Origin of the sequence: Planomonospora parontospora (genome assembly GCA_014647935.1) — a bacterium.
Lineage (GTDB): Bacteria > Actinomycetota > Actinomycetes > Streptosporangiales > Streptosporangiaceae > Planomonospora > Planomonospora parontospora.
In genome coordinates, this window is sequence record BMQD01000002.1 from 488,067 (window position 1) to 499,623 (window position 11,557).

The following is an 11,557-nucleotide window of genomic DNA, read 5'->3' on the forward strand; positions in this document are numbered from 1 at the left end:
TGCCGGTACGGGCCTCATGCTTTGGGAGGAGTTTCGAAGGGGTGCCTCAGCCTCGCGCCGGCCGGGACGTCCCGCCGGACGTACCACTCGGTGCCGAAGACCAGCCGGTACAGCGGGCCGGGCACCTTGAGCATCACGCCCAGGGTCCGGGTGTCGGCCCCGGTGGCCTGGGTGGCGTGGGCGGCCATGCTGGCCCGCTTCTGCCGGGCGAACCGGCGCACGTTCACCCGGTGGGTGATCTCCTCACCGGAGGAGTAGGCCCGCTCGAAGGCCCGCACGTCCAGCTGCGGGTAGAACCGGCGGGCCAGCTTGAGGCCCCGCAGCAGCGGGTCGCGGTTGACCGTCGCCTCCAGCACGATCGGGGTGCCCGCGAGTTCCGCGGCCCGGCCGCCCACCCGGTGCACCTGCACGTGGTCGGGGTGACCGTAGCCGCCGGCCGGGTCGTAGGTGGTCAGCAGGTCGGCCTTCTCCTCGGTGAGGACCGCGGCCAGCCGCCGGGCCGCCTCCTCGCCGTCGGCGTCGATGAACGCGTTCGGCGGCCGGTCCTCGGCGATCCCCCCGCCGGGGGCCAGCCCGGAGTCGCCGTAGCCGAGGTTCACCACGCGGGCGCAGCCGAGCGCGGCGGCCGACTTGTACAGCTCCGCCATCCGGGCCTCGCCGAGGGCCTCGCCGGGCGCGAGGTCGGCCTGGCCGCGCTCGCCGGAGGTCGCCACGACGAGGATCACGCGGTGGCCCTCGGCGGCGAGCATGGCCATGGTGCCCGCGGTCAGCAGGGCCTCGTCGTCGGGGTGGGCGTGGAAGAACACGGCGGTGCGGGGGGCGGACGGACGGGTCGTGGAAGCGCGCACTCGGCCATGATCTCACGCGGGGCTACGCTGGCAGCGTGAGGATCATCCACGTCAGTGACTGCTACCTGCCACGCCTCGGGGGGATCGAGGTGCAGGTCGCCGATCTGGTCCGGGCGCAGCGCGAGGCGGGGCACGACGCCGAGGTGGTGACCGCCACCCCGGGGGAGCCGCTGCCGGGGGTGCACCGGACCGTCGCGAACCTCCCCTTCGACCTGCCGGTCCACCCCGCCGGGACGGGGCACCTGCTCCGGTTGATGGCGGCGCGGCGGCCGGACGTGGTGCACGTGCACACCGGCGCGGTCTCGCCGTTCGCCTGGATGGGCGTGCGCGCCGCGGCGCGCGCGGGACTGCCGCTGGTGGTGACCGTGCACAGCATGTGGGACCCGGTCACCCGCGGGATCTACCGGAGCCTGCGGGCGCTGTACGGCTGGCAGCGCTGGGGGCTGGTGGGCACCGCGGTGAGCGAGGCCGCGGCCCGGCCGATCCGCGCGGTGGCCGGGCCGGGCGTGCCGGTGCACGTGGTCTCCAACGGCCTGAACCTGTCCGCCTGGCGCCCGGAGGCACCCGCCGTACGGCCCGCGCCGGGCGGCGCCCCGGATGATGTCCCGGCGGGCGGACCGGAGGGCGGGGCGGCCGGTGAGCCGTCGTACGGCGGGCCGGGCGAGGGACCGGAGGGCGCGGCGGGCCGGGGGATCGGCGCGAGGCCCGCGGACGGGACGGTGCACGTGGTCGCGGTGGGGCGGCTGGCCCCGCGCAAGCAGCCGGTCCGGCTGCTCCGGCTGCTGAAGCAGGCGCGGGCGCAGGTCCCGGAGGGGGTGCCGCTGCGGGCCACCATCGTCGGGGACGGCCCGGCGCGCGCGCAGATGGAGCGCTACCTGCGGTCCAACGGGATGACCGGCTGGGTGTCGCTGCCCGGCCGCTACAGCCGCGAGCGGATCCGGGAGTTGCTCGCCGCGGCGGACGTGTTCGTGGCCCCGGCGCCCCGCGAGTCGTTCGGGCTGGCGGCGCTGGAGGCGCGGGCGGCGGGGGTCCCGGTGGTGGCGAGGACGGAGAGCGGGGTGGCCGACTTCGTCCGGCCGGGCAAGGAGGGGCTGCTCGGGGGGAGCTTCGAGGAGCTGGTGTCGGCGGTGGCCCGGCTGGCCCGGGACCGGGAGCTGCGCGAGTCGATCGCCGCGCACAACCGGGGGACCGAGCCGGTCCGCAGCTCGTGGCCGGCCGTGCTGGAGGGCTTCGACCGCTGCTACGAGCAGGCCCGCACGCTGCGGGGCTGAGCCGGGTCGGCGGGCCCGCGGGTTCCGGGGCCGCCCGGCCGCCTCGGGTGGCGTGGCCGGGCCGGATCCGTGCGGGGACGTGCGTTATCGCCGATCGTCGCGTGCGGTGCCGTACGGCGGCGCGCGAAGACCCCGGCCCGTGGTGGCGGGCCGGGGTCTCCGGTCGAGCGTGGTCGGGCGCGGCCGCCGAACCGTCCTGCCCCCCGCAGGCGGAACGGCGGCCGCATCCCGGCTGTGCCCCCTCCCCACAGGGGGCACAGGGTCCTGTTTAGGAGCAGGCCTTGGCGAGTTCGGTGCTGAACGCCTGGCTCTTCGAGGTGAGGTCCTGGATCGACGTGGCGAGCCCGGCGGGGTTGGCCGTGTCGATCTTGATGTTCGCCCAGACGTCGGCGAAGCCGGTGATCGCGGTGGCGAGGTCGCCGTCGGTCTTGGCGGCCAGGGCCTTGAAGTCGTCGGCGACCTTCTGGGTCGCCTCGTTGAACTTCGCCGGGTCGGTGCCCGCGGTGGACATCGAGGTCGTGGCGTTGGTCAGGATGCTCTGCGCCTCGGTGCAGGCTTCGGCGTTGGCGGCGCCGCCGCAGGCGGCGGTCATGGAGATGAGCGCGGCTCCCGCGAGGGTGACGGCGATGCGGCGGGAGGAGAGGAGGGAGAACATTGTTTGCCTTTCACTGCAATCTGTGACGAGTGGAACTCTAGGGCCCCTCCTTGCGGATCACTTACACGCCGCTTACACGGGTGGCTCCCGGGGCGGACGTGATCTCGGCTGTGATCCCAGCCGAGATCACGGGCCTGATCTCGGCAGTGATCCCGCACCTGACCCGGCTGTGATCTCGGGCGTGATCCCGGCCGGGTCGCGGGTAGTGGGAGCGCATGGCCGAGACGACCGCTGGTCCCGCCGCCCCGCACTCCCTGAAGCGGGTGATCGGGCGCCGGACGCTGCTGCTCTTCGTGGTGGGCGACATCCTGGGCGCGGGGATCTACGCGCTGGTGGGGAAGGTGGCCGGGCACGCCGGCGGGGCGCTCTGGCTGCCCTTCCTGGTGGCCTTCGTGCTGGCCGCGCTGACCGCGACCGCCTACGCCGAGCTCGTCGGGAAGTACCCGAAGGCGGCCGGGGCCGCGCTCTACGCCAACCGGGCGTTCGGCATCCCGTTCGTCACGTTCCTGGTGGCCTTCGCGGTGATGATGAGCGGGGTCACCTCGGCGAGCGCGGCGGCGCGGGCCTTCGGCGGGTCCTATCTCGGCGAGTTCGTGACGCTGCCGGCCGTCGTCGGCGCGTTCGGGTTCCTGGCGCTGGTGACGCTGGTGAACCTGGCGGGCATCTCCGAGTCGGTCAAGGTCAACGTGGTCCTGACGGTCATCGAGGCGTTCGGCCTGCTGGTCATCGTCGCGATCGGCGTCTACGCCCTGCTCACCGGCGAGGGCGAGCCCGCCCGGGCGCTGGAGTTCCATCCGGAGCACGGCGCCTTCATGGGCGTGCTGGGCGGCACGGCCCTGGCCTTCTACGCGCTGCTCGGCTTCGAGGACTCGGTCAACCTCGCCGAGGAGGCGAAGGACCCGGCGCGTGACTTCCCGCGGGCGCTCTTCGGCGGGCTGGCGGCCGCGACGGTGATCTACATGGCGGTCGTGTTCACCGCGACCATGCTGGTGGAGACCGAGACGCTGGTGGCGTCGACCGGCCCGCTCCTGGAGGTCGTCAGGGTCGCGGGCCTGGCCTTCCCGCCCAAGCTCTTCGCGCTGATCGCGCTGCTGGCGGTGGGGAACACGGCGCTGATCAACATGATCATGGCCTCGCGCCTGGTGTACGGCATGGCGCGCGAGGGCATCGTGCCCGGCGCCTTCGCGGTGGTCCACCCCCGGCGTGCCACTCCCTGGGTGGCCATCCTGTTCACCGTGGCCGTCGCGGCGGTGCTCGTCGCCACCGGGGACGTGGCGGGCCTGGCCGACACCACGGTGCTCCTGCTGCTGTGCGTGTTCACGATGGTGAACGTGGCGGTGCTGGTCCTGCGGAGGGATCCCGTGGCGCACGACCACTTCCGGGCGCCGAGCTGGATGCCGGCGCTGGGCGCGGTGGTCTGCCTGGTGCTGGCGCTGCCCGTCACGGGCCGCGGCGCCGACGTGTACGCCCGCGCGGGCCTGCTGCTGGGCGTCGGCGCGCTGCTGTGGCTGGTGAACCGGCTCTTCATGGGCGGCGGGGGCGGTCTGCGGCCCGGAGCGGGACGGCGGTCATCGTCCTGAGCCCGGGTCAGAACGGCAGCCGCCGCCCTGAGGGCGTGCGGAGGTCGAGCGGATCGGGCCGCCGGGGCGGCCGAGGCTTCTGTGTGATTTGCTCCCTTTTCATCTCCTACTCCCTTTTGTCAGAGTAGGGAGGCTACGCCAGCCCACCGACTGTTTCGTCCATCCCTTGGGATTCTTTGTCTCGAAACAGACGCTCTGTGAACTTCGTGCGATGGTCTCTTCAGCGCGGTCGCCACTGACTCCGAGGGAAACCGACATCGACGTCGCCGACATGGATGTCGGCGACGTCGATGTCGGTTAGCGTTGTCCCATGGTTTTCGTCGGACGTGAAGAGCAATTGGCGGCCCTGCGGGAGTGGTGGGAGGAGGCGGACGCCCGGCCCGCTCTGCTCTGGGGCCGCCGCCGGGTCGGGAAGACGGCGTTGCTCCAGGAGTTCGCCGAGGGCAAGCGGGCGGTCTTCCATACGGGGGGGAACCGTGCGCCCCGCCGTGAGCTGGAGGCGCTCTCCCACCGCGTCGCCGCCAACACGCTGTCCTCCACCCGTGACCTGGTTTCGCGTCCTTTCGGCAACTGGGACGAAGCGCTCGACCACCTCGGCCGCGAGGCGCAGGACGAACCCCTTCTCCTGGTGCTGGACGAGTTCCCCGAGATGATCGGCCGGGCGCCCGAGTTGGAAGGCGTCCTCCGGGCCTTCCTCGACCATGCGCATGGGCGGACCAAGCTCCGGATCATCCTGTGCGGGTCGGCCGTCCGCACGATGCGCGCGATCCAGGAGTACCGCGCGCCGCTCTACGGGCGGTTCGACCTGACGATGCAGCTCCACCCGTTCCGCCCCCACGAGGCGGCGGAGATGCTGCCGGACCTGTCCCCTCCGGATCGGGCACTGGTCTACGGGATCCTCGGCGGGATGCCTCTCTACCTGTCGTGGTGGCGTCAGGAGCTCTCGATCGAGGACAACATCAGAAGACTCGCCTGCCGTCCCGACGCGAAGATGATCCGTGAAGGAGACCTGGTCCTCGCCACGGAGGCGGGGCAGGGAGCGCACCTCGCCGCCACCTTGCAGGCCATCGCCGAAGGCTGCACCAAGCACAACGAGATCGCCGACGCGATCGGCACGGACCCCACCCGCACCCTCAACGATCTGCTGACCCTCCGCCTGGTGGAAAGGATCCAGCCGGTCACCGAGTCGGCGCGGACCCGCCGGAAGGTCTACCGCATCACCGACAACTTCCTCGCCTTCTACCTGGGCACACTCTCCCGGGTACTGCCGGAGGTCGACCGGGGTCTCGGGGAGACCGTCCTGCCGGTGCTGATGGCATCGTTGGACGACCACATGGGAGGCGTGTGGGAGGAGGCGTTCCGCGACCACCTGCGCCTGCGGGCCGCCGAGATCGGACCCGAGGTGGTGGCGGTCGGCCCCTGGTGGCGCGGAGACGGACAGCACCAGATCGACGCGGTGGCGCTCAGCGGGAGGTCGAGAACGCCCATCCTGGTGGGCGAGGCCAAATGGGGCAGGAAAGTGAACGCGGCCCGGATCAGGGCGGGTCTCGCGGCGAAGGCGACGCATCTGGCGGCGGATCCGGATGATCTGCGCTATGCGGTATGCGCCAGGGAGAGCGTCACCAACGCGGACGCCGACGTCCTGTCCATCACGGCCGCCGACATCTTCTCCCCACCCGCGCACAGGTAGCCGCGTCCCGAGGGCGGCGGCCCGGCCGGGGGAGCGCGGGCGGGTCCCGGCGGGAACCCGCAAGGGCGGGTCGGCGGCGCGGTGCTCAGCGGGATGCCCGGCGCAGGACGAAGACGTCCTCGTCGTCGCCCCAGCCCACCGAGCCCACCGCCCAGAGCGTGCCGGTGCCCGGGACCCTGGCGATGCCGGTCCGCCCGACGTCGGCGGAGACGTCGTAACGCGGTTCCTGCTCGCGGGCTCGGAGGCGGGGGCCGTACCCGGCGCTCCACCGCGTGCCGTCGAAGCGGAGCAGGAGCGCCTGGCCGGGGTGGGCCGCGTCGGTCCCGGACGCCCAGACGTCGCCGCCGTCGAACGCCGTGACGCCGTGCAGCGCGCCCCGCGCGACCGGGACCGGCGACCGCGTCCAGCGCGACCCGTCCCAGCGCAGGACCAGCGGCTCCCCCTCCCTGCGGCCGTAGACGTTCACCGGGCCGGGGGCGGCCTCGCCCACCGCCCACGCCTCGGACGGCGAGACCTGCCAGACGCGGCCCAGCCGCCCGCCGGGGATCGCGGGCATCGCGGTCTCCTCCCACACCCGGGCGGCGGGCTCCCCGGAGCCGAGCCAGGCCGCCGGCCCGCCGTCGTCGTGGCCCACGGCCCAGACCCGGCCCGCCCGCGCGGTGATCGCACGGACGGTCCCGTCGGCCCGGTGGGCGGTGCGGAACCCCCGGCCGTCCCACTCCACGACCACCGCTCCCGCCGGGCCGTTCGCGGCGAGCCACACCCGGTCCCCGGCCACCGCCACGTCCGCCAGGCGGTAGTCCTGCGCCACCCCGAACGGCCGCTCCCAGCTCCAGGCCCCGCCGTTCCAGCGCCCGGCGACGGCGCCCTCGCCGTTCCCGGCGATCCACACGTCGTCCGGCCCGCCCGCGCTCACGGCCTCCACGCGGAAGAGCCCGTGCCCGCCGCCCAGCGGGACCTCGCGCCACCGGTCCCCGTCCCACCGCACCACGGCGGGCGAGCCCTCCCGGTCCTCGGCGCTCGCCTGGTAGCCGACCGCCCACACGTCCCGCGGCCCGGCGACCGCCACGTCGACGAGCGCGGCGGCGCCCTCCAGCTCCGCCCCCGGCACGGCCCGCCACTCCGGCGCCACCACCGCGTCCCCGGCGGCCCCGGTGCTCCGGGCGTCCTCGGCAGGCGTCGCGCCCGCGGAGGCCGTACGGCCCGGCGCGGGGGCGGGCAGGGTCGCCGTCATCCGCTCCGGCGCGGGCGGAGAGGGCTGCGCCGTACGGCCCGCACCGCACCCCGCCGCCAGGAACGCTCCGACGACCGCGACCGCCACCACCCGCACCCTCACCATGTCCGGCATCTTCCCAGGGGCGCCCCTCTCAGGCGCCTGGATGTCTCGGACCGCCACGATCTTTCCAGCGTGGTCACCCCGCAGGTCCACGCCGGTCTGCCATCAAAGGTAGATTGAATATACGTAATATGAGATCTTACTAAGATGAAATCGACTGACTTCGCCGGAAGAGGTTCCGACCTTGATCGGCTGGATGCTCAGCTGCGCCTGGTGGCGGAAGGGCGAGGAGGGACGCGCGGTAGGGCGGTGATCGTCACCGGCCGCAGACGAGTCGGCAAGTCACGGTTGGTCCAGGAGTTCTGCGACCGCTCGGGCCGCCCGTACGTCGTCTTCCAGGCGACGAGGGGGCGTAACCCGGTCGCGGAGCGGAGCGACTTCGCCGAGGCTGTCGCCTGCTCCGGGCTTGCGGGAGGCGAACTCGTCCAGGGGGCCGTACCCCGGGACTGGAACCACGCCCTGCGCGCATTGGCAGTCGCCGCGGGCGATGAGACGCCGTGCATCGTCGTCCTGGACGAGGTTCCCTGGTTGATCGAGCAGGACGGCGAGTTCGAGGGAGCGCTCCAGACGGTCTGGGACAGGCACCTGTCCGGCCGCCCGATCCTGCTGCTCCTGGTCGGCGGCGACCTGTCGGTGATGGAGGCCCTGCAGGAGTACGGCCGGCCGTTCTTCGGCCGGGCCGCCCATATGACGGTGAAGCCGCTCGACCTCGGTGACGTCGCGGACATGACAGGACTCGCCGCCGCCGACGCGGTGGACGCCCTGCTCATCACCGGAGGGTTCCCCGAGGTGCTCCGCTCATGGGAACCGGGCATGGACAGGGCGGCTTTCCTGCGAGCCAGTCTTGCCAACCCCCTGTCCCCTCTCCTCGCGGCCGGAGAACTGTCCCTGCTCGGGGAGTTCCCGTCGGCGACCTACGCCCGGGCCGTTCTGGAGACCATCGGGGCCGGGGAACGCACCTTCAGCGCGATCGCCGCGAACGTGGGGGGCGCGGCGCCGCTGCCGTCCGGCACCCTGTCTCCGATTCTCGCGAACCTGATCGCCAAGCGGGTCGTGGCAGCGGACCTTCCCCTCTCTGACCGGCCCGACACGAAGAACAAGCGGTACCGGATCGCGGATCACTACCTCCGGTTCTGGCTCGCCTTCCTGCAACGCGCCCTCTCGGACAGCGAGCGCGGCAGGCCGGATCTGGCGCTGCGCAGGATCGAACGCTCCTGGACCACCTGGCGGGGCCGCGCGGTGGAGCCACTCGTGCGCGACTCGCTGGCCAGGATGCTCCCGGACGGCACCTGGCCGGACACCGAGGCCGTAGGCGGATGGTGGAACCGGCAGAACAATCCCGAGATCGATCTCGTGGGCGCGGACCGGGAACCTGTCGCGAGCCGGGTGCACTTCACCGGATCGATCAAGTGGCTGGACGCCCGGCCGTTCGACTGCCGTGACCACGACGAACTGGTCCGCGGCTCGGCCGCCGTTCCCGGGACGACCGCGGACACGCCGAGGGTGGCCGTGTCGAGGGCCGGGTTCGAACCGGGGTTGCCCCTCGCCGCGAGCTGGACACCGGAGGACCTGCTGGCGGCCTGGAGGTGAGGATCGGTGATTCGGCCCGATGACACCGGAAGGCGGCCTCCCGCCCAGGACGACGCCCCTACGGGGGCGGTGCCGAGGGGGCGGCGGGCAGGGTGAAGCGCACGGAGGCGCCCTCGCCGGGGCGGCTCACGATCCGGACGCTCCCGCCGTGCATGCGCATGACCTTCTGCACGATGGACAGGCCGATCCCGGTGCCGCCGATCGCGTGGTACTCGGCCTGCGGAGCGCGGTAGAAGTCGTCGAAGACGTGCTCCAGCTGGTCCGGCTCGATGCCGATGCCGGTGTCGCGGACCTCCACGGCGGGGACGGGATCGCCGGTCACCGTGACGGTGACCCGCCCTCCGGACGGGGTGAACTTGATGGCGTTGTCCAACAACTGGGCCATCACGTGCCGGATCCGCCCGGCGTCGGCCAGCACGTCCAGCCGTTCCGGGGCGTCCAGGGTGAGGGACTGGTCGCTGCCCCACGCCTTGGCGGTGGCCTCGGCGACCGCCTGGCGGGCGAGTTCGGCCAGGTCGGTCCGGGCCGGATGGAAGATCGCGGTCCGGGCGTTCAGGCTGGCCATCAGGAGCAGCCCGTCGACCAGATCGAGGATGCGGTCGCCGTTGCGCTCGATCACCTGCATGAACCGCTGCTCGGTCTCCGGGTCCAGCCCGCCCTCCTGGAGCAGCTGGAGATAGCTGCGGATGGAGGTCAGCGGGGTGCGCAGCTCGTGGTTGACCGTGCGCAGGAACTGGTGCTTGAGCTCCTCCAGCTCGCGCAACCGGGCCATGACCCGTTCGGCCTGGCGGGCGTGATGGCGCAGCTCCAGCATGCCGACGGCGCAGAGGGCCAGGGTCTCCAGGGCCCGGAGGTGCTCCGCGGCGAGACGGCGCGGCCGGTGGTCGAACACGCACACCACGCCCAGGACGACGTCACGGCTGTTGACCATCGGCGCGCCCGCGTAGAAGCGCACATACGGGTCTCCGGTCACGATGGGATCGTCGCGGAAGCGCGGGTCGGCCAGCGCGTCGGGCACCTCCAGCGTCTGCCGGGTCGTGGCGGTGTAGGGGCAGAAGGTCACCCGCCGGTCCATGCTGACGGAGCTGACGCCGATGTGCCCCTTGAAGTACTGGCGGTCGCGGCCGAGCAGGTTGACCAGGGCGATGGGCGTGCGGCAGATCTGGGAGGCGAGGGAGGCGATGGCCTGGAAGACCGGCTCCACGATGACCTCCAGCGCTCCCAGCTCGTCGAGCTCCCGCAACCGGGCGGCCTCGTCGTCCGGAGCCGGCGCCTGCGCCATCACGTTCCCCTCTCGCCGTGGCGTGTCCGGGACTTCTACCCGCTGTCGCCCCGTCTAGTGGGGCCCCTGCCCGGCGCGCCGGGTAAAAGCCCAGATCAGACCGGGTCCTCTGATGGGCCGGAGGGCGATGGCCGCCCGTCACGGTCAGGAGCGCGTCCCGGGGACCTCGCCCTTCCCGTCGACGATGGCGCTCTCCAGGACGGCGCTGGTGGACAGCAGGGTCCCGGGCCGGAGCCACCGGGTGGCCTTCACCTGGACCTTGCGTTCGCCGAGGTACTCCAGGGTCTCCGGGTCGAAGATCCATTCCGTGCGCGCGCCGTCGTCCTCGCGGGCCACCGCGATCCCGGTGCGTCCGGCCGCGTCCTGCGCGCGGTCGACGAGGACCACGCCGGGGATCTTCGCGACGGCCCGGTAGAGCGCCGCGCCGAGGTCCGGGGGCAGCACCGCCCCGTCCAGGATCTCGCCGACGGCGTTGAACGCCTGCTGGTCCCGGGTGGTGCCGTCGTGGAGCCCGGAGCCGAGGCCGGCGTAGATCTTCGCCAGCAGCTCGTCCGGGTCGGTGGGGTAGGCGGCCAGCAGCCCGTAGGCGTAGGGGTTGCCGGTCGCGGTGAGGTCCCAGTCCTCGGAGACCCCGTTCTCGATGATCAGGCCGTGGTTACCGCGCGGGTCCTGGGGGATCCAGATCTGCCGGTGGGCCATGGGCGTCAGCACCATGGGGCCCTCGCCGGGCATGGTCCGCTCGAGGGCCGGGATCGAGCCGGCCTGCATCCTCCTCTGGTAGGCGAACTGGTCGGCGCGGACCTGCGCGGTCCGCTTCGCCGCCGCGAGGGAGATGCGCTCCAGCTGCCGCGTGACCCCGGCGGCGCTGGCGGTGCCCAGTTCGACCACGGTGGCCGCGGTGGACCGGGGCGTGGCGCCCGTCCCGCCGGCTCCGGCCGCCGTCCCGCCGCCGGAGACGGGGCCGCCGGGGCCGCCGGGGGCTCCGGGCACGACGCCGCCGACCACGAGCGCGGTGGCGCAGGCCGCCGCGGCCACGGCGGTGAGCGGCAGGTAGAACCGGAGGAGGGGCCGGCGCCGGGCCGGGGACCTCTCGGACCCGTGTGCCGTCTGGATCTCGCTCATCAGATGCTCCCTGAGGACGTGATGGCGGTCGGCGGAGAGGTCCGGTACGGCGGGCACCGGTAGCGGCCCGGACGGTTCCGGGTGCTCTCCGGGTCCGGCCGGACGTGGCGGGATCGCGTTCATCATGGGGCCTCCTTCGTGGATACCCCGGCCTTCAGGCCGGGGAGGAAACGAAGCTCCCGC

9 protein-coding genes are annotated in these 11,557 nt (G+C 73.1%); 4 read left to right on the plus strand and 5 right to left on the minus strand.

From position 1 onward, the window contains the following. Positions 1-14: 14 nt before the first annotated feature. Complete coding sequence (locus IEZ07_RS05265) at positions 15-848, minus strand: PIG-L family deacetylase (RefSeq protein WP_239319377.1); 834 nt, start codon at positions 846-848, stop codon at positions 15-17. A gap of 35 nt (positions 849-883) precedes the next feature. Here IEZ07_RS05265 and IEZ07_RS05270 point away from each other — a divergent pair, with 35 nt between their 5' ends. Beyond that, positions 884-2,119: a glycosyltransferase family 4 protein gene (locus IEZ07_RS05270; RefSeq protein ID WP_191893724.1), complete on the plus strand. Its 1,236-nt coding sequence runs from the start codon at positions 884-886 to the stop codon at positions 2,117-2,119. 268 nt (positions 2,120-2,387) lie between these two features. Here IEZ07_RS05270 and IEZ07_RS05275 read toward each other — a convergent pair whose 3' ends face one another. After that, entirely contained in the window at positions 2,388-2,774 is a 387-nt protein-coding gene (locus IEZ07_RS05275; protein WP_191893725.1) for a DUF8711 family protein, read from the minus strand. Positions 2,775-2,989: 215 nt separating this feature from the next. Here IEZ07_RS05275 and IEZ07_RS05280 point away from each other — a divergent pair, with 215 nt between their 5' ends. Both IEZ07_RS05280 and IEZ07_RS05285 read left to right on the plus strand, forming a co-directional pair. Next, positions 2,990-4,354 (plus strand): APC family permease, encoded by a 1,365-nt coding sequence (locus IEZ07_RS05280; protein WP_191893726.1) that lies wholly within the window; start codon positions 2,990-2,992, stop codon positions 4,352-4,354. Between the two features lie 310 nt (positions 4,355-4,664). Further along, positions 4,665-6,044, plus strand: coding sequence for an ATP-binding protein (locus IEZ07_RS05285; protein ID WP_191893727.1), 1,380 nt, complete (start codon positions 4,665-4,667; stop codon positions 6,042-6,044). A gap of 85 nt (positions 6,045-6,129) precedes the next feature. On the opposite strand, the gene IEZ07_RS05290 is transcribed toward IEZ07_RS05285, so the two are convergent. Then, on the minus strand, positions 6,130-7,383 hold the full coding sequence (locus IEZ07_RS05290; RefSeq protein ID WP_191893728.1) for a hypothetical protein: 1,254 nt from the start codon (positions 7,381-7,383) through the stop codon (positions 6,130-6,132). Between the two features lie 144 nt (positions 7,384-7,527). Between IEZ07_RS05290 and IEZ07_RS05295 the strand changes: the two genes are divergently transcribed. Then, positions 7,528-8,970, plus strand: coding sequence for an ATP-binding protein (locus IEZ07_RS05295; RefSeq protein ID WP_191893729.1), 1,443 nt, complete (start codon positions 7,528-7,530; stop codon positions 8,968-8,970). A 58-nt stretch (positions 8,971-9,028) separates the two neighbouring features. On the opposite strand, the gene IEZ07_RS05300 is transcribed toward IEZ07_RS05295, so the two are convergent. Further along, a complete protein-coding gene (locus IEZ07_RS05300) occupies positions 9,029-10,252 on the minus strand; it encodes a GAF domain-containing sensor histidine kinase (protein ID WP_191893730.1) in 1,224 nt (407 codons plus the stop codon). Between the two features lie 144 nt (positions 10,253-10,396). Next, on the minus strand, positions 10,397-11,500 hold the full coding sequence (locus IEZ07_RS05305) for a CU044_5270 family protein (protein ID WP_307729006.1): 1,104 nt from the start codon (positions 11,498-11,500) through the stop codon (positions 10,397-10,399). Positions 11,501-11,557: the final 57 nt, after the last annotated feature.